Origin of the sequence: Acinetobacter sp. CS-2, assembly GCF_016599715.1 — a bacterium.
Taxonomy (GTDB): domain Bacteria; phylum Pseudomonadota; class Gammaproteobacteria; order Pseudomonadales; family Moraxellaceae; genus Acinetobacter.
Genome location: NZ_CP067019.1, coordinates 2267626 through 2286609 on the forward strand (window position 1 = coordinate 2267626; position 18984 = coordinate 2286609).

General features: G+C 41.5%; 17 protein-coding genes and 3 pseudogenes. 11 read left to right on the forward strand and 9 right to left on the reverse strand.

Annotated elements, in window-relative coordinates:
* Positions 1-27 precede the first annotated feature (27 nt).
* Positions 28-678, reverse strand: coding sequence for a 23S rRNA (uridine(2552)-2'-O)-methyltransferase RlmE (gene rlmE, locus JFY49_RS11180; RefSeq protein ID WP_086196272.1), 651 nt, complete (start codon positions 676-678; stop codon positions 28-30).
* 195 nt (positions 679-873) lie between these two features.
* Between rlmE and yhbY the strand changes: the two genes are divergently transcribed.
* Both yhbY and JFY49_RS11190 read left to right on the forward strand, forming a co-directional pair.
* On the forward strand, positions 874-1197 hold the full coding sequence (gene yhbY, locus JFY49_RS11185; protein ID WP_086199214.1) for a ribosome assembly RNA-binding protein YhbY: 324 nt from the start codon (positions 874-876) through the stop codon (positions 1195-1197).
* Positions 1198-1206: 9 nt separating this feature from the next.
* Positions 1207-1746 carry a DOMON-like domain-containing protein gene (locus JFY49_RS11190; protein WP_086196274.1) on the forward strand — a complete coding sequence of 180 codons (540 nt, stop codon included), beginning with the start codon at positions 1207-1209 and terminating at the stop codon, positions 1744-1746.
* A gap of 134 nt (positions 1747-1880) precedes the next feature.
* Here the strand turns inward: JFY49_RS11190 and JFY49_RS11195 are convergent, their stop codons facing one another.
* Positions 1881-2354 carry a hypothetical protein gene (locus JFY49_RS11195; RefSeq protein ID WP_200222956.1) on the reverse strand — a complete coding sequence of 158 codons (474 nt, stop codon included), beginning with the start codon at positions 2352-2354 and terminating at the stop codon, positions 1881-1883.
* 310 nt (positions 2355-2664) lie between these two features.
* Between JFY49_RS11195 and carA the strand changes: the two genes are divergently transcribed.
* The 3 genes from carA (at position 2665) to greA (ending at position 7619) form a co-directional block, all read left to right on the forward strand.
* Positions 2665-3804 carry a glutamine-hydrolyzing carbamoyl-phosphate synthase small subunit gene (carA, locus tag JFY49_RS11200; protein ID WP_200222965.1) on the forward strand — a complete coding sequence of 380 codons (1140 nt, stop codon included), beginning with the start codon at positions 2665-2667 and terminating at the stop codon, positions 3802-3804.
* A 13-nt stretch (positions 3805-3817) separates the two neighbouring features.
* Positions 3818-7048 carry a carbamoyl-phosphate synthase large subunit gene (gene carB, locus JFY49_RS11205; RefSeq protein ID WP_086196277.1) on the forward strand — a complete coding sequence of 1077 codons (3231 nt, stop codon included), beginning with the start codon at positions 3818-3820 and terminating at the stop codon, positions 7046-7048.
* Positions 7049-7142: 94 nt separating this feature from the next.
* The gene (gene greA / locus JFY49_RS11210) at positions 7143-7619 is read left to right on the forward strand and encodes a transcription elongation factor GreA (RefSeq protein ID WP_086196278.1); all 477 of its coding nucleotides are present in this window, start codon (positions 7143-7145) and stop codon (positions 7617-7619) included.
* An 89-nt stretch (positions 7620-7708) separates the two neighbouring features.
* Here the strand turns inward: greA and JFY49_RS11215 are convergent.
* Positions 7709-7858 (reverse strand): annotated as a pseudogene (locus JFY49_RS11215) (TetR/AcrR family transcriptional regulator); the annotation flags it as partial.
* On the opposite strand from JFY49_RS11215, the pseudogene JFY49_RS11220 reads away from it, so the two are divergent.
* From JFY49_RS11220 to JFY49_RS11230, 3 genes and pseudogenes are all read left to right on the forward strand, one after another.
* A pseudogene (locus tag JFY49_RS11220) lies at positions 7809-8182 on the forward strand (RidA family protein). The pseudogenes JFY49_RS11215 and JFY49_RS11220 overlap by 50 nt on opposite strands.
* A 93-nt stretch (positions 8183-8275) precedes the next feature.
* The gene (locus tag JFY49_RS11225) at positions 8276-8893 is read left to right on the forward strand and encodes a CatB-related O-acetyltransferase (protein WP_200222967.1); all 618 of its coding nucleotides are present in this window, start codon (positions 8276-8278) and stop codon (positions 8891-8893) included.
* A gap of 139 nt (positions 8894-9032) precedes the next feature.
* Positions 9033-10010, forward strand: coding sequence for a DUF4062 domain-containing protein (locus JFY49_RS11230; RefSeq protein ID WP_320159620.1), 978 nt, complete (start codon positions 9033-9035; stop codon positions 10008-10010).
* 71 nt (positions 10011-10081) lie between these two features.
* Here JFY49_RS11230 and JFY49_RS11235 read toward each other — a convergent pair.
* A pseudogene (locus tag JFY49_RS11235) lies at positions 10082-10297 on the reverse strand (P-loop ATPase); the annotation flags it as partial.
* 322 nt (positions 10298-10619) lie between these two features.
* Here JFY49_RS11235 and JFY49_RS11240 point away from each other — a divergent pair.
* Positions 10620-11060 (forward strand): universal stress protein, encoded by a 441-nt coding sequence (locus JFY49_RS11240; protein ID WP_166167484.1) that lies wholly within the window; start codon positions 10620-10622, stop codon positions 11058-11060.
* 68 nt (positions 11061-11128) lie between these two features.
* Here the strand turns inward: JFY49_RS11240 and JFY49_RS11245 are convergent, their stop codons facing one another.
* Positions 11129-11464: an MGMT family protein gene (locus tag JFY49_RS11245; RefSeq protein WP_200222969.1), complete on the reverse strand. Its 336-nt coding sequence runs from the start codon at positions 11462-11464 to the stop codon at positions 11129-11131.
* Between the two features lie 82 nt (positions 11465-11546).
* Positions 11547-13046, reverse strand: a complete 1500-nt coding sequence (locus JFY49_RS11250; protein WP_200222973.1) for a cation:proton antiporter — start codon at positions 13044-13046, stop codon at positions 11547-11549.
* A gap of 237 nt (positions 13047-13283) precedes the next feature.
* Between JFY49_RS11250 and JFY49_RS11255 the strand changes: the two genes are divergently transcribed.
* Positions 13284-13841, forward strand: a complete 558-nt coding sequence (locus tag JFY49_RS11255; protein ID WP_200222981.1) for a hypothetical protein — start codon at positions 13284-13286, stop codon at positions 13839-13841.
* Positions 13842-13889: 48 nt separating this feature from the next.
* On the opposite strand, the gene JFY49_RS11260 is transcribed toward JFY49_RS11255, so the two are convergent.
* A complete protein-coding gene (locus JFY49_RS11260; protein ID WP_200222983.1) occupies positions 13890-14795 on the reverse strand; it encodes a neutral zinc metallopeptidase in 906 nt (301 codons plus the stop codon).
* Positions 14796-14846: 51 nt separating this feature from the next.
* Positions 14847-15773 (reverse strand): DUF808 domain-containing protein, encoded by a 927-nt coding sequence (locus JFY49_RS11265; protein WP_200222985.1) that lies wholly within the window; start codon positions 15771-15773, stop codon positions 14847-14849.
* A gap of 198 nt (positions 15774-15971) precedes the next feature.
* Between JFY49_RS11265 and trpS the strand changes: the two genes are divergently transcribed.
* Positions 15972-16985: a tryptophan--tRNA ligase gene (trpS, locus tag JFY49_RS11270; RefSeq protein WP_200222987.1), complete on the forward strand. Its 1014-nt coding sequence runs from the start codon at positions 15972-15974 to the stop codon at positions 16983-16985.
* 334 nt (positions 16986-17319) lie between these two features.
* Here the strand turns inward: trpS and lysS are convergent, their stop codons facing one another.
* On the reverse strand, positions 17320-18849 hold the full coding sequence (gene lysS / locus JFY49_RS11275; protein ID WP_200222989.1) for a lysine--tRNA ligase: 1530 nt from the start codon (positions 18847-18849) through the stop codon (positions 17320-17322).
* Positions 18850-18984: the final 135 nt, after the last annotated feature.

Sequence of the window (18984 nt, forward strand, 5' to 3'; positions counted from 1 at the left end):
AATTTTTAACGTCTTGGCAAGTAAACTTTATGTAGAGGCCTTCTTACGACCTTGCCCGATTAAAAATACTTCTTTAGAACGGGCACGTGAAGCGGCAGGTTTTGCCGTCTTCAATACATCAAAGCTATCTACAACTTGTTTACGGAATTCGTCAAATCCGGTGCCCTGGAAAACCTTGACGATAAATTGGCCTTTCGGTCCTAAAACCTTGTTGGCAAAATCTAAAGCCAGTTCACACAAGTAAATTTGACGCGGTTGATCTACAGCCTTATTACCTGATGTATTGGGGGCCATATCCGAAATTACAACGTCTACAGTCCTTCCGTTTAAAATATTTAACAATTTTTCAAAAACTTCTTCCTCACGGAAGTCACCTTGCAGGAAGGTCACATCCGGCAAGGCATCCATAGGTAAAATGTCGGAGGCAATCAACAAGCCTTTGTCACCGACTAATTTACCTGCAATTTGTGACCAACTGCCGGGTGCAGCACCCAGGTCAACCACCGTCATGCCTGGTTTAATAATTTTGTATTTTTCTTGAATTTCAAGAAGCTTATAAGCAGCACGCGCACGATAACCTTCCTTTTGTGCTCTCTTTACAAAAGGATCATCCAAATGCTCGCGCATCCACTCTCGACTACTTTTTGACAACTTCTGGTTGGTAATGCGTGTCGCCATAACTCTCTAAATAATAAAAAACTTCTAATAGGTGATTGTACGTGAAAAACATAGGCCTTGCAGTATACATCTGTATCTAAATCCAATCTTTGAAAGGTTTTTTTCAATAATTGAAATCGATTATTTCAACAGAATATAAAGCGTTTAAACTTGGCATTTGTTATACTAAGCCGTTTTTAAAATTAGGTTATCTTTATGGCGGCTTTATCTATTCAGGAACGTAAACGTTTACGTCAAATCGGACATGCATTAAACCCGGTGGTTATGCTGGGCGATAAAGGTTTGACTGAAGCTGTAGTCGAAGAATTAAACCGCGCTTTAAACGATCACGAATTGATTAAAGTGAAAATCGTAGCGGAAGATCGTGAAGAACGCGCATCTTTAATCGAAGATCTTTCAGCTCAGACTGGTGCTGAAGTTGTTCAAAAAATTGGTAAAATTGCGCTGATTTATAAAAAAGCAGCAAAACAGAATGCCAAATTATCCAACTTGGTTCGTCACGCTCATTTGTCTAACTAAGCAGATTTTATGGCAAGTTACGAACTTAGCGCCTTTGATCGTCGCTTTCAATCGATCTCCCTGGTTGCTGCGATTGAACAACAAAGCCCATATAGCTTAAATGTGGGCTACTGGTTACGCGACCCCAACCAGTTCATACAATGGCCTGAACTGGTTCAAGACTACCCTCGTCAAGATTTCTTATGGGAACACACCTGTTTTGAAATTTTTATTGGTGTACAGGGTGAGGATTTCTATCGCGAAATCAATCTGTCGCCTTCCCAAGCGTGGCAGGTCTATCAGTTTGAGGAATATCGCTATCCGGAAGATATGCCGCCTCAAGCCGCCGATGACATCGAACTGAACCAGCTTAAACGCACACATTATGGTTTAAATGTGAGCCTTGATTTAACCGAGTTTATGTTAAAGCACAAATTGCAATGGTCGGATTTGTTTCTGGGCTTAAGCGCTGTACTGAAAACCTCGCAAGGCGAACAATATTATGCCATGCAACACAGCAGTCCAAATGCGGACTTTCACAACAAGCGTGATTGGCTACATCAGTTCTAGAGCATAGCAGCAATATTCAAACAGTAAAAAAGTGAGGCAAAATACCTCACTTTTTTATGTCTTCAATGTGTACCTGAAGAAAACTAGCATAGGGTCCTTCCTCGCCAGTATAAGTAGACATATCTACTTATATGTCAGCTTTTTAAAGTAGGTTCCTCATCCGACTTCACTGACACCTTTTTCCACACATCTAAAGTATGTTCTTTAGAACGTTTTAAAGTTTCAGCCAGATGATCTTTATGTTTCACTGAAATTTGGCTGACATCGTCTTTTAACTCTTTGCCAAGTTTCGATAAGTCTTCAATCACCGCATTAAATTCAGCTTTTACGAACTCTTTCAATTCTGCCAAATCTTTCTGTGAAAAATTGAGTTGCTTTTTAATGGTTTCAATACGCTGAAAAAGGTCTTGTTTTAAACTCTGAATCTGCTCTTGAACATTTGCCTGTACCTCCTTTGCTTCAACTTTTACATTTTCAGTTGACTCTGTCACGGCTTCTGTCACTTTGTGCTGCGCTTCTTTAGTGGCCTGCTCCAACTTGTCTGCACCTTCTGCGACCACCTCTTTTAAAGTGGTTTTTGGTTTTGTTGGCTTGTGTTCTAAGGTCATGATCTTTTTTCCTATAGTTATTACATGAGAGCTCTAGCGTATTCCGTTTTGATAAAATTTAAGTTTTGATTTGTTAGACAATTCTAATTTGCTTACATTTTACATACATAGATGCAGAAGCAGACTTTAAGCCAAAAAGCAAGGGATTTATCTCATACTTTTACTGTAAAGCCGTTGGACTTAAAGGCGGTTTCTGCGTATAATGCCGTGTTAAGTTCAAGCGAGCAGACAAGGAGGATAGGTTTTATAATAGCCTTCCTTTTTTTTCGTCTACTCGCTTTTTTACAGCCTAAATTTCAGGAGCTTTGGTTTGAGCACCCCAGCAATTTTAGCCCTTGCCGATGGTACTATTTTTAAAGGTACTTCAATTGGCGCATCGGGTAGTACGACTGGTGAAGTCGTTTTCAACACTGCCATGACTGGCTATCAAGAAATTTTGACTGACCCTAGTTATGCACAACAACTTGTCACCCTGACTTATCCGCATATTGGTAACACAGGTTGTAATGATGAAGACGCTGAGTCAGGTCGAATTCATAAAGTATGGGCCAACGGATTGATCATTCGTGACCTGCCTTTATTGCATAGCAACTTCCGTTCAACTCAATCTCTAGGCGAATACTTACAACAGCACAATGTTGTGGCAATTGCTGACATCGATACGCGTAAACTCACTCGTATTTTACGTGATAAAGGCGCGCAGAATGGATGTATCCTTGCTGGCGAAAATATCACAGAAGAAGAAGCTTTAGAAAAAGCACGTGCGTTCGGTGGTCTTAACGGTTTAGACCTTGCAAAAGAATGCTGTGACCCTGAAGGTTTCGAATGGACTGAAGGCTCTTGGACACTTGGAAAAGGTTTCTCCCAACCTGAACTTAAATTCCATGTTGTTGCATACGATTACGGTGTCAAAACCAACATCTTACGTATGCTTGCAGACCGCGGTTGTAAACTGACTGTTGTTCCTGCACAAACTCCTGCTGCTGACGTGTTAGCGTTGAATCCAGATGGCGTGTTCCTGTCAAATGGTCCCGGCGATCCAGCAGCATGTGACTATGCAATTGAAGCTGTAAAAACAATTGTAGAAACGACTGAAATTCCAGTATTTGGTATTTGTTTAGGCCACCAGATTCTTGCACTTGCCTCAGGTGCAAAAACTGTGAAAATGCCTCACGGTCACCACGGTGCCAACCATCCTGTACAAAATCTTGAAGATGGTACAGTGATGATTACTTCTCAAAACCACGGCTTCGCAGTAGATACAGATACGCTACCGGCTAACTTGAAAGCAACGCACAAATCACTGTTCGACCAAACCTTGCAAGGTATGCATCGCACAGACAAACCTGCGTTCAGCTTCCAGGGTCACCCTGAAGCAAGCCCTGGTCCACATGACTGCGCACCATTGTTCGATCATTTCATCGAACTTATCGAAGCATCTAAGAAGTAATTAAGGAAGCATCATGGCTAAACGTACAGACATTAAAAGCATCTTAATTATCGGTGCAGGTCCGATTGTGATCGGTCAGGCATGTGAGTTTGACTATTCAGGCGCGCAAGCGTGTAAAGCACTTCGTGAAGAAGGCTACCGTGTTATTTTGGTCAACTCTAACCCAGCGACCATCATGACTGACCCTGCTATGGCAGATGCAACTTACATCGAGCCAATTACCTGGCAAACTGTAGCTGCAATCATTGAGAAAGAACGCCCAGATGCAGTTCTTCCAACCATGGGCGGTCAAACTGCATTGAACTGTGCCCTTGCCCTAGACGAGCACGGCATTTTAGAAAAATACAATGTTGAATTGATCGGTGCGACCAAAGAAGCGATCGAAAAAGCTGAAGACCGTAAACTCTTCGACCAGGCAATGCGTAAAATTGGTCTTGAATGTCCAAAAGCTGACGTTGCTGAGTCAATGGAACACGCGCTTGAAATTCAAGCACGTTTCGGCTTCCCGGTCATTATCCGTCCTTCATTCACCATGGGTGGTTCAGGCGGCGGTATCGCGTATAACCGTGAAGAATTCATTGAAATCTGTGAACGCGGTTTCGATCTTTCTCCAACTAAACAGTTATTGATTGATGAATCACTCATTGGCTGGAAAGAGTACGAGATGGAAGTTGTTCGTGACAAAAACGACAACTGTATCATCGTATGTACAATCGAAAACTTTGACCCAATGGGCGTGCACACAGGTGACTCAATCACTGTTGCTCCTGCTCAAACGCTGACTGATAAAGAATTCCAGTTACTACGTAATGCATCTTTAGCTGTTTTACGTGAAATTGGTGTAGAAACCGGCGGTTCAAACGTTCAGTTCGGTATTAACCCGAAAGACGGCCGTATGGTTGTGATCGAGATGAACCCACGTGTTTCTCGTTCATCTGCATTGGCATCTAAAGCAACTGGTTTCCCGATTGCGAAAATTGCTGCGAAATTGGCTGTGGGTTACACCCTTGATGAGTTGAAAAACGACATCACTGGCGGTACAACACCTGCATCATTCGAACCTGCAATTGACTACGTTGTTACCAAGATTCCTCGTTTCAACTTTGAGAAATTCCCACAAGCGGACGCAACTTTAACCACGCAGATGAAATCTGTAGGTGAAGTGATGGCGATTGGTCGTAACTTCCAAGAGTCTATGCAAAAAGCGCTTCGTGGTCTTGAAGTGGGTGCTTGCGGCTTTGATGAAAAAATCGAAGTGGGTACTGAAGGTGCGAAAGAAAAGATCCTGCAAGAACTTAAAGTTCCAGGTCCTGAGCGTATCTGGTACGTAGGCGATGCATTCCGTCATGGTTTCACCCTAGACGAAGTATTTGCTGCAACAAATATTGACCGCTGGTTCTTGATCCAGATCGAAGACATCATCAAAACTGAAAACCAAATCAAAACTTTAGGTTTTGGTGACTTAAATGCCGACAATATCCGTGCATTTAAACGTAAAGGTTTGTCAGATCTTCGTATTGCTGGCTTGATGGGCATTTCACAAAAACAATTCCGTAAACACCGTTGGAACTTGGGTGTGACTCCAGTTTACAAACGTGTAGATACCTGTGCCGCTGAATTCGAATCTGATACAGCGTACATGTACTCAACTTACGATGAAGAATGTGAAGCGAATCCATCGACTAAAGACAAAATCATGGTCATCGGTGGCGGTCCTAACCGTATTGGTCAAGGTATCGAGTTCGATTACTGCTGTGTACACGCTGCCCTTGCCATGCGTGAAGACGGTTATGAAACCATCATGGTGAACTGTAACCCTGAAACGGTTTCTACAGATTACGACACTTCTGATCGTTTGTACTTCGAACCGATTACCCTTGAAGATGTACTTGAAATCGTGCGTGTCGAGAAGCCTAAAGGCATTATCGTACAATACGGTGGTCAAACACCGTTGAAATTGGCTCGTGCTTTGGAAGAAGCTGGTGCGCCAATTATTGGTACATCACCTGATGCGATTGACCGTGCAGAAGACCGTGAACGTTTCCAGCAAATGATTCAACGTCTGCAACTTCGTCAGCCGAACAACAGCATCGTAAAATCTGCTGAAGAAGGTATGGCTGAAGCGGCGAAAGTTGGCTACCCACTGGTGGTGCGTCCTTCTTACGTTCTTGGTGGTCGTGCGATGGAAATCGTTTATAACGATGACGAATTGAAACGCTACCTACGTGATGCAGTTCAGGCATCGAACGAAGCGCCTGTTCTTCTTGACCACTTCTTGGATGATGCCATCGAAGTTGACGTGGACTGCGTATCTGACGGTAAAGACGTTGTGATCGGCGGTATCATGCAGCACATTGAACAAGCCGGTATTCACTCAGGTGACTCTGCATGTTCGATTCCTCCTTACTCTTTATCTCAAGAAGTACAGGACGAAATGCGCCGTCAAACGATTGCCATGGCGAAAGAGCTTGGCGTAATTGGTTTGATGAACGTTCAGTTTGCGGTTAAAGGCACTGATGTTTACATTCTTGAAGTGAACCCACGTGCGTCTCGTACTGTACCGTTCGTTTCTAAGTGTATCGGTGAATCTTTAGCTAAAGTTGCTGCACGTTGTATGGCGGGTCAATCTCTAGAATCTCAAGGATTCACTTCAGAGATTATTCCTAAACACTTCTCTGTAAAAGAAGCGGTGTTCCCATTCAACAAATTCCCGGGTGTTGACCCAATCCTTGGCCCTGAGATGAAATCGACTGGCGAAGTGATGGGTGTAGGTAAAACATTCGGCGAAGCATTCTACAAAGCTGTACTAGGCGCGAATGAACGCTTACCTGGCCTTCCAACCGAAGGGGAAGTGAAGCATGCATTCATCTCTGTACGTGATTCTGACAAGCCTCGTGCTGTTGGTATTGCGAAGCAGCTAGCTGGTTTCGGCTTCAAAATTCTTGCGACTGGCGGCACCTATGACGTGATTAAAGCAGCAGGTATTGAATGTGAACGTGTGAATAAAGTAACTGAAGGCCGTCCAAATATTGTTGACCGCTTGAAAAATGGCGAGATTCACCTCATTATCAATACAACTGAAGGCAAACAAGCTCAGCAGGATTCATTCTCGATCCGCCGCTCTGCTCTTCAAGGTAAGGTGTATCACACAACAACTTTGAATGGCGCAGACGCTGTATGTCAAGCTTTAGCAATTAAATTGCCGATGGATGTTTACCGCTTGCAAGACCTTACCAAAGGTTAATTAAGTTACCGAGAAGTCCCGCTACCTCTCGGTGGCGGGCTTTTTTTATTTATAAACCAGCTGTATTTTTTTAATTTAACTTAGAGGGACAACAATGCAACGTTATCCTATGACTCCTGAAGGCAAAATTGCCCTAGAGAAAGAATTACACCAACTAAAAAGTATTGACCGTCCACGTATTACTGCAGCGATTGCTGAAGCACGTGAACATGGGGACTTGAAAGAAAATGCAGAGTACCACGCAGCGCGTGAACAGCAAGGCTTTTGTGAAGGTCGTATTCAGGACATCGAAGGTAAACTCGGTGCTTGCCAAGTCATTGATGTAAAAACGCTTGAGCAAAATGGCCGTGTGGTTTTTGGTGTAACGGTAACGATTGAAAATATCGACACAGAAGAACAGAAGACTTACAAAATTGTTGGCGATGACGAAGCGGACTTTAAGATCAACAAGATCTCAGTAAACTCTCCGATCGCACGTGGCCTGTTGGGTAAAAACGAAGGCGACGAAGTGAAAATCGTTACTCCGCAAGGCGAAGTTGAATACGAAATTGTTAAAGTTGAATATATCTAAGTTTTAAATAGATATTTTAGGCTGTAAGAACCCCTCTGATGAGGGGTTTTTTATATTCAGCCTTCTGCTACAGAAAGCTGAGTTCCAGCTTATTTTAAAAGTCCCGATGCAAATAACTGAAATGCATGTAAAGCCTCATGCAGGACCTTCTCAGGATGCTCACTTGAGGCGACCCACAGTGCCGCATTCATGGCAGCACCATTAAGCAATACTGCCGCTGCAATTAAATCGGAAGATTTATTATTTGTATCAGGACAAGTAGGCAGTCTAGAGGATGGTAGCCCTGAGCCTAATTTCGAAAACAGGTAGAGTTAGCTTTTAGCAATCTCAGCCAAACACTTGCAGCGGCAGGTTGTACTTTCGATGACATCGTGGATGTCACCACCTTTCATACCGATCCTGAACGGCAATTTGAAAGCATCATGAAAGTTAAAAATCAGGTATTTACACAAAAGCCTTATCCCAACTGGACAGCTGTGGGCGTGACCTGGCTCGCTGGCTTTGACTTCGAAATCAAAGTGATCGCTCGTATTCCTTCACAAGCCATCACAATTAACCTCTAGGCTTTTATCTCCTGACTTTAACACGACTACAACCCTGCCCGATTGCAGTCCAATTGGGTATAATTCCTTGTCCTTTTAACCCATGATTCTTGTATGTCTGAAAAGTTAATTAATTCTCCTGTGAATCACTGGTGCGAGTTCGAATTCATCTCGAAAACGGTGAAGAATCCAAACATTCATATCAAGGGCAATTACAGCTATTACTCAGCCTATTGGGATCAGGGATTTGAGCGTTGTGTGGTGCGTTATCTGCATGACAAGCCCGCTACACTAGAGAAGCCTATCGATCAGCTCTATATCGGCAATTTCGTCTGTTTTGGCGCAGAATGCGTAATTATGATGGGCGGCAACCAATTACATCGTACCGACTGGATTTCAGCCTTTCCATTCGATACACGCAGCTTTGTTCCTGCTGGCAACACAGTGATTGGCGATGGCTGCTGGATTGGCTCACGTGCCATGATTATGCAAGGGGTAAAGCTGGGCGAAGGTGCAGTAGTTGCAACTGGTGCGGTCGTCACCAAAGACGTGCCACCTTATGCCGTGGTCGGTGGTGTGCCTGCAAAAACTATTAAATACCGTTTTTCCGAAACTGATATAGAAAAACTGCTTTCACTTAAGCTTTATGAGCTAGATGAAAAGCAGTTTTTAAAAATGCGTGAGCAGTTGCAGATGGATGATGTAGATAAGCTAGTTCAATATTTTGAATAAATAAATACTTAAAATTTGAGCACTTATAAAATTAATGTTAAATTAATCAAAAATTTAGAGCATTAATTTCATGGATAAAAGATACTAAGTTTTCGTAAGCTCAACTTTTACAGATTTAGAAGAAGAGCGTAAGCACATTATTCCAACATTAATGGAAATGGACTGCATTCCTGCAGGAATGGAGTTGTTCCCAGCTGCTGACGAAGAACAATGGGATTTTATCAAAAAGGTCATTGATGACTGTGATTACTACCTTTTACTTATAGGGGGCAGATATGGTTCGCTTAGTCCCGAAGGTATAAGTTACACCGAAATGGAATACGATTATGCTGTTTCTAAAGGTATGAAAGTAATTGCTTTAGTACATGGTGAACCAAATAACTTACCTCAAATCAAATGTGAGAAAGACTCTAAACTACAAAATAAATTGGAAAAGTTTAGAGAAAAAGTATGTACTGGACGTCTAGTAAAATTTTGGACTAATAAAGATCAAGTGGCAGGAATAGTTGCACTTAGTTTAACTAAAACAATAAAAATGCATCCTGCAATAGGTTGGGTTAGAGCGAGTTTAGTTCCATCCGAAGATTCATCCCAAGAAATTCTTAAACTAAGAAATGAAATTACAATTTTAGAGAATAAAATTCAAAACTTAAAAAGCAAACCTGATGGTATCGAGAATTTATCTCAGGGTGATGATGAAATAATGCTAGATATTTTATATAAAGCTCACAAAGCAAATGATGATCGCTATGCATCTAAAAATTCTTATCAAGTTCCAGTTACACTAACTTGGAACCAGATTTTTTCTTTTTTATCACCCAGCTTAATTGTAGAAAATTCCGAAGAAAATTTATTATCGCTTTTAGGCGATTGTATTTATGTAAATTGCCATGAAGAAATTATAGAGTTTTTTGAAAAAAATAAATTGAAAAATCGTTCTAATCGAAGAGCTTATAATGAAGACCTAAGAACCATTATCGTTCAATTTAGAGCATTAAAATTAATTGAATTAAGTACAAAAAAACATCCACCTTCTGATAACAATATTTATTGGTCTCTCACTCCATATGGCGATCAGCTTATGACTGAACTAAATGCCATAAAAAAATCTAGTTAAAATGCAGAAATAAAAAAGATCACTCAAACCGAGTGATCTTTTTTTTCCTATAAAAAATCACATTATGCTTTTTGATCTTCTAAATGCTTAGCCCAATGCCGAACAAACCACGTTTTACCCTCACCCCAACGTGCATCTAATGCCAAAACAGCACCACATTGCAAACGATCTACATAGTTTGTGAGTTGAATACCTAAACGCTCACGATCCCATAGATCTCCTTCCCACGCTTTAGTAATATTTTCAAAATTATCACGTTGCCAATTCAATTGATCTTGTTCAGTCATTTCTAATTCATTATTAATAAGTTACTACACTTATCATATGACAATTTTAAAGAACTGTTCACATCTATTTTTACAGATGGTTGCAAATAAAAAATCTGCTTACAATTTCCTCAGACTTTAGTTTTAAGCCCGCTAGTTTTTTAACAAAATCATGATAGATTAAATTATAAAATTGTTTTAGGGAATAAATTATCCCCATGAAATTACTAGGTTTTATTTTAATAGAAATACAGCTAGTATCAAATTTCAAACGTTTTTATTGAACAAGAAGTTCTAGTCTTAATACGATATATTTTAGTAAGGATTATAAGGAGAAATACACATGGCTTATCAAAATATCTTAGTACCAGTTGACGGTTCAGAAACAGCTTATGCAGCAGTGGCTAAAGCAGCTGAGTTTGCTAAAGCATTTGGCAGCAAAATTACAGTAGTTCAAGTTTTAGCACTTGATCCATATATCGCAGCGGAATACATTTCTGCTAGCCAAACCAATGACTTGATTGAACGTGCTCGTAATGCGATTGTTGATTCGCTAGCAGCAGCAAAGGCAAAATTCAATGAACAAGGCCTTGAAGTGGAAACTAAACTTCTTGAAGGACAAGTGATTCACCGTGAAATTGTGAGAGCTGCTGAAGATAGCCATGCTGATTTGATCATCATTGGTTCACATGGTCGCACAGGTCTGAAAAAACTGTTCCTGGGTAGCGTTGCTCAAAGTGTACTCGGAGAATCTCATATTCCGGTGCTGATTGTTCGCCAATAATATTCCCTTATATTTCCCATCTTTAACTAAAGGTGGGAAAATTTTATTCTGATCATCTACAGCTTTTATCAACCATTCATCCACTGATATTGTTTTAAATTAATTTTATCTCCAATCACCATTACCCCTTCTGCCACTAATTTTAATCGTTGAACATTTTCTCCGCTTTCATTTAATTTGTTTAGGCTAATTTTTCCTTGAGAGTTGATAACCCTATGCCAGGGAATTTCCGCCGCTGAATCCAGATGCTTTAATACATAACCAACTAAACGCGCATGTTTCGGCAAACCTGCCATACGGGTGATCTGTCCATAACTGGCAACTTTACCATATGGAATTAAGGCAACCACTTGCAGAATTTGACGCGCCAACTCATCACTGGAACGACCTGAATGTTCTGGCATATAATCTCCTTAAATCATCCCATTTAAACTTTCAAGCTATAAAAAAAGCCCGTTATGAGCTTCTTTTATTTGTGTTTTACGCTTAGAAATTATCCGGACTTTCCAGACGTTTCACCACCTGTACTTTCTCCGGATTATGCATGACTGCAACACCATCTTCGGCTTTTTTATCAATTAAGGCATCCGGGTTATATACGGTAATAGTTTCATTGCCGTTGGCATCTTCACCAACAATATACTGGAAACCTTTGCGGTTCATTTTATGGCACAAGCGTTGATACCAGCCCTTAAAACCGGTGGTTTCTTCCTGTGGATTGTAATAAAAAGCATTCATGACCGCGGGCAAACCCAGTCCACAGACTACGCCTGAAAGTAAAACGGCAATAAAGGTATAACCAATCAGGATACTGCTGTACTCACTGAGTTCAGGAATATTCGCTACCGCCAGAATTAAAGCAAGCGAGATTCCGCCGCGCACCCCACCCCATGATAAAATTGCCAAACTACCGTTATAGCTTTTGTTTCTAAAGTTCGGAAAAAATGCAAAGGACAGATAGTTGGCAGCAAAGCGCGAAGCATGCAGAATCAGGAACGCCACAATCCCGCCCAGAATTAAACTAATGCTTAAATCCAGAATAAACAGTTCCAGACCAATCAAGGTGAACAAGAAGGAATTGATGATCCCTTCAACGGTATGCCAGAAATGGTTGACTTCACGAATTTCGCGTTCCTGTAAAATTTCCTTCCACTTATTCCCAACCACCAAACCGCCAATCACACAGGCAATGGGTGCCGAAGCATGGGCAAATAAAGCCACCAAGTATGAACCACAAGCCAGTAATGCGGTGGTTAAAATCAAAGATTCCATTTCGTGTTTGCCACGAAGCAATCTTAAAATGCCCAGACCAAAACCCCAGCCAATAATTATGGCCACCACAATCTCGTAAAGCAAAGTTTGCAACGTACCCACAATGGTAAAATGCTCACCCTGCAATACATATAATAAAGTCATGAATACGGCGATACACATGGCATCATTAAATAGTGATTCACCTTCCAGTTTGACCATCAGGTGATGCGGTGCACGTACCGAACTGAGTACACCTTTAATTCCGATCGGGTCGGTCGCACCCAATGCAGCACCTAACAGTAAAAGCACCAATAAATCGACATGCTTGCCAATTAGAAATTGATAGCCATATAAAGTGACACCAAAAAACACCGCACACAGCACCAGTGCAATACTGGCCAAAATACTGATCGGTTTCCAGTGGCTTTTTAAATCGGACACTTTAAATTTTAAAGCGGAAGAGGTCAGGATAAAACAGATCACGCCATTGATTAAAAAATCATAGAAATCAATATGACGAACTGCTTCTTCAATATTGTGAATATTAATGGTGATGAACTTGTTGCCACTGAGTAAACTGGCACCCCATTGTAAAATAAAGACGAAAATTGCCGAAACAATGGGTACACCTATCGCCTGTGGGAAACCTAAAATACGCTTATTAAAAATAGTCGTTGCAATTGAAAGCGCAAAAATAACTGTAAAGACCTGAAGAAAAAAGAAATTTCCCATTAAAGTTCCAATTTGAGCGATTGATTGGAATAAAGCGAACGCATCCCACCATTTCCAAATAAATATTTAATTCAATACTATTTATTCACCGAATCAGTTTAACCATTTTTTCTTTGACCCACAAAATAGTTAAGTTTTTTTACATATTTTTAGCAATGATTTAACATAGCCCAAGATCCTTTTATTTAGTCTCTCCTCATTTTTTTCATTTCTCTCTACATTAAGTTGAATTTAACCATGCATCAAACAGTTAAAACCATATTTCGGCTTTTTTTTGCAGGGATCATTTTTCTTATTACCTTGACTTTATTTTTGAGTATTTTTTCAAAAAGCCGAGAAATTATAAAAGCAGATCAAGCTTTTCAGTACGCCACGCAGATTTCCTTAAAATCTACACCTGACAAACAACTGGTGCTGGTCTCGAATAATCAACGTCCGGATCAGGCCATTTATATTGTGATTGCCCAGAACGGTTATATTGCCAAATTAAACTGCCAGCATTATCTGCAAGATATTTGTACAGATGAATATAACCAGTCCCATACCCGGCAAATCCAGCAATTAGACCTATTAAAAGTAGGTCAACAGCATTATATCCAGCAGGTTAGTTATCAAGATAGTCGTACCCAAAAGCAGCAGCAATGGTCTTATTCCAAGCCGCAAATTCAGCAATTTTATCAGGCTGATATTTCAGATTTAAAATATCACCTGTTTAGTATGGCACTGTTTGCATTGGCAGCACTGTATGTGTCTATTCGAATTATCCGGAACTTTAAACAGTTTATTCATGGTTAACAAAAAAAGAGGATTTAATATCCTCTTTTTTTAATGCTTCATTGCTATTTAAATGGCTTGATTAAAAGTATCACAATCGTTGATCTGACCTGATTTCAACCCGGTTTCAAACCATTTCATACGCTGCTGGCTGCTGCCATGGGTAAAACTATCGGGTACCACCTGCCCGGTCGCACGTTTCTGTAAATAGTCATCACCAATCTTATGCGCTGCATCCATGGCTTCTTCAATATCACCCTGCTCCAGAAACTGGGTACGTTGCTGGTTATGATACGCCCAAATCCCGGCAAAACAGTCTGCCTGTAATTCCTGACGTACAGAAAGCTGATTGCCTTGCACTTCACTCGATTGGGCACGGGCCTTTTGCACTTGTGCCGAAATACCTAACAGCGTTTGCAGATGATGTCCCACTTCATGAGCCACCACATAAGCCTGGGCAAAATCACCGGCCTGATCCTGGCGGGACAATTCCGTGCTATTTTGCTCACCGGAAATACCCATTTGCTGACGCATATCTTTAAAGAAAGCCGTATCGATATACACTTTCTGATCTGAAGGACAATAGAAAGGCCCCATGGCAGATTGTGCGGTACCACAGCCCGAATCCACGATGCCATTAAACATCACCAGTTTCGGTGCGGCATACTGCGCATTAAGCTGCTGCTGGAACACTTGGCTCCAGGTATCTTCGGTATCTGCCAATACCGTACCGACAAAATCCATGGCTTCCTGCTGTTCCGGGCTTGGATTCTCCAAACCTCTGGTTTCAGCCGGTTGTGATTGTGAAGTGACCTGTTTGGTGGCCTGATAAGCCTGTTGAGGATCGACTCCAAAAAACTTCCAGGCCACGAATGCGACGATCAGCCCCAAGATACTAATCCCACCTGCTTTAGCTCCGCCACCACCACGACGGTCTTCTACATTGCTACTGATTCGACGTCCTTTCCAGCGCATAGTGCTTTTCCTTAGAATTAGCTCAATCTATTTTAGCGAGCTTTTTCATCATTAAGCCTGTTTTGACTTGGACTTCATCTTCTGAATAACGCTAACCATAATTAAAACCAACAATCCAGCAACAAAACCAATCCCCAGATTAATTAAGGTCGGAGTCACTGCGCCAATAATATTGCCCATTGTAGGAAGGTGTTGTACATAATCGACCGAATCTTCAGTGAAATGATGAAACCATGGAATGGTATGAGTAATAATTCCGCCACCCACTAGGAACATGGCAATGGTTCCGACAATGGTCAAAGTTTTCATCAGTTTTGGGGCAAACGCCAGCAAACCGCGTCCCACAGTTTGCTTGAAACCCGATGCCTGCTTGGTTAAGTACAATCCCAGATCATCAATTTTGACAATCATGGCGACAAAACCATACACCCCAATAGTCATGATAATCGCAATGGCTGACAGCACCATCACCTTAGTACCAAAAGCAGCTGTTGCAACGGTACCCAATGAAATCACCACAATTTCAGCAGACAAAATAAAATCGGTACGAATCGCCCCTTTGATTTTTTCTTTCTCGAACTTGGCCAAATCGGTTTCAATGGCATTGAATTCTGCTTCAGCTGCTTCTTCCGTCGTGGCTTTTTTGTGCTGCACACTGTGCAGCACTTTTTCTACCCCTTCATAACACAGGAACAGACCACCAATCATCAATAACGGATTGATAAGCCATGGCGCGATCACACTAATCAGCAAGGCCAGAGGCACCAGAATCAGCTTATTCACGAAAGAGCCTTTGGCTACCCCCCAAACCACAGGCAGTTCACGCTCTGCACGCACACCACTCACCTGTTGGGCATTGAGTGCCAGATCATCACCCAATACGCCTGCGGTTTTTTTTGCCGCCATTTTACTCATGACAGCAACGTCGTCTAAAACAGTTGCAATATCATCTAATAATATTAATAAACTACTCGCCATTCTTGTTATCCCTAAAGGTTCTATCGGCTATTTTAAAGAGAAAGATTCAAAAAAACTGTATCCACATCATTAAATTGTTCTTATTTTTTCAATGATCTGTTTTTATAGTGCCTGACATTCAAAAACATTATGCCGTACAATAAGACAATACATCAGCATATAAGTATGTAGTATTCACTACTTTGGAATAGAGAGATAATGAGTAATCAAGACAATCGTCCTGTTATTTTGACTGGCGACCGCCCAACCGGACAACTTCATTTAGGTCATTTTGTAGGTTCTTTACGTTCACGCGTAGGTTTACAGGATTCTCACCATCAACATCTCCTTCTTGCTGACGCCCAAGCTTTAACCGACAACGCCGATAACTTTGAAAAAGTACGCCGTAATATTATTGAAGTGGCAACAGATTATTTGGCTGTAGGTATTGACCCGACCAAAACCACGATCTGTGTTCAGTCCTGCTTGCCAGCACTGAATGAACTGACCATGTTGTATCTCAACTTCGTCACCGTGGCTCGTCTGGAACGCAACCCGACCATTAAATCTGAAATTCAGATGCGTGGCTTTGAGCGTGACATTCCGGCTGGTTTCCTTTGCTATCCAGTAGCTCAAGCAGCTGACATTACCGCCTTTAAAGCGACTGTAGTGCCAGTAGGTGAAGACCAGATTCCAATGATCGAACAGACCAACGAAATCGTGCGTCGCTTAAACCGTCAGATTGGTCATGAAATTTTACCTGAATGTAAGGCACTGCTTTCCAATGTTGGTCGTTTACCAGGTTTCGACGGTAAGGCAAAAATGTCGAAGTCTTTGGGCAATACCATTGTGCTGGATGCATCTGACAAGGACATCAAAAAAGCTGTGAATGCCATGTATACCGATCCAAATCATTTGCGTATTGAAGATCCAGGTCAGGTGGAAGGCAACGTGGTATTTACTTACCTAGATGCTTTCGATACCAACAAAGAAGAGCTGGAAGAGTTAAAAGCACATTATCGTCGTGGCGGTTTGGGCGATGGTACGGTGAAAAAACGTCTTGAAGGCATTTTGAAAGAACTGATTGGCCCTATTCGTGAACGTCGTATGGAATTACAGAAAGATCCTGACTACATCATGGATATTCTAAAAACCGGGACTGACAAGTGCCGTGATATTACCCAGCAAACGCTTGATGAAGTGAAAGCAGGACTTGGCGTTTTCCACTTCTAAACACTGTATATTTTTAAAAGCCCTTCTTTTCTAGAGGGGCTTTTTTATAGCTAAAAAATGAGCAATCAATCACACTAACCCAGAGTGATTAACCTGAATTAACACAACTTAACTAAAAGCATCATGAAATGACTCAGCATTCATTTTAAGATGTCTTAAATGCTTAGAGCTACCCCTAGTTCTAACATTCTCCTTAACCGAACTGTGCAAACAGATTCGTTGTTCTACGCAATGATCACCCCAATCATTGCGTATTTTTTTGCCTGATTTTCAAGCCATCATAAGTTTCAGGCAATAAAAAACCCGCACTGAGCGGGTTCTTTTCATTCACAATTTATGCATGTTTATGACGCATATGCGGGAACAAAATCACGTCACGGATGCTTGGTGCATTGGCAAAAATCATCACTAAACGGTCAATACCAATACCCTCGCCTGCTGTAGGAGGAAGACCGTATTCAAGTGCTTCAATGAAGTCTGCATCAAAGTGCATTGCTTCATCATCGCCGGCATCTTTTTCAGCTACCTGTGCCTGGAAACGTTCTGCTTGGTCAATCGGGTCATTTAATTCCGAGAAACCATTGGCCAGCTCACGACCACCGATGAAGAATTCAAAACGGTCAGTAATGTGCGGATTTTCATCATTACGGCGCGCCAATGGAGAAGTTTCCGCTGGATATTCGGTAATGAATGTCGGTTGACGCAGTTTGGTTTCCACAGTTTCTTCAAATACGATAGTTTGAAGTTTACCCAGGCCAAAACCAGGTTTCACCTGTTCTTTCAATTCTTCCTGAACAAATTTAGCCAGGAATTCACGGTCATTTACATTTTCAGGCGTAAATTGCGGGTTGTGTTCCAGAATGGCATCAAACATCGAAATTTTCTTGAATGGACCCTTGAAGCTATACACTTCTTCACCGTAAGGCACGTCAGTTGTACCCAAAATATCTAGCGCCAGTTTCTCCAGCATATTTTCAGTTAAAGCCATCAAGTCTTTATAGTCTGCATAAGCCTGATAGAATTCAATCATGGTGAATTCTGGGTTATGACGGGTTGAAACCCCTTCATTACGGAAGTTACGGTTAATCTCGAATACACGCTCAAAACCACCTACCACCAAACGTTTCAGGTAAAGCTCAGGTGCAATACGCAAGAACAAAGGCATGTCTAACGCATTGTGATGTGTTTCAAATGGACGCGCAGAAGCACCACCTGGAATCACATGCATCATAGGCGTTTCCACTTCCATGAAGCGTTCATTGCTTAAATAGGCACGAATCCCAGAAACCACTTTGGCACGAATTTCAAAGGTTTTACGGGTTTCTTCGTTTACGATTAAATCCAGGTAACGTTTACGGTATTTGACTTCTGTATCAGTTAAGCCATGGAATTTGTCTGGAAGTGGACGCAGTGACTTGGTTAAAAGTTCAAATTGCTCGATGTGTACATACAGGTCACCTTTACCTGAACGGCCGATATAACCTTCAACGGCAATGATGTCACCAAGATCTAAGCTTTTGATGGTTTCCAGTACTTCAGGTGCAAGTTCTTTACGTGCAACATAAAGCTGAATACGGCCAGTCATGTCCTGGATCACGATGAATGACCCACGGTTCAACATCACACGACCAGCCACTTTTACATGGACGTGTTCGCCAGCTTCAATTTCTTCTTTAGATTTTTCAGCAAATTGGTCTTGTAAGTCTTGTGCATAGTGCTCACGCTTAAACGCGTTTGGCCATGGACTAATACCAGTTTCTTTTGCGTGGTCTTGAATCTGCTTTAACTTGGCATGACGCTGTGCAATTAAATCGTTTTCGGAAATGTGTGGTTCAGAAGTCGATTGAGCGTTATGTTGCGTCATCTCTGCCTCGAATATGTGTAAAAAACGGAAGTTGCATAGCATAGCAGATTTAGTGCAAATTTCGAATGTCTTATTGCTATACAAATGCACTGATTTGCTAAAAGCCGGGTTTCTTTAGGGACTGTTCTAAATTTT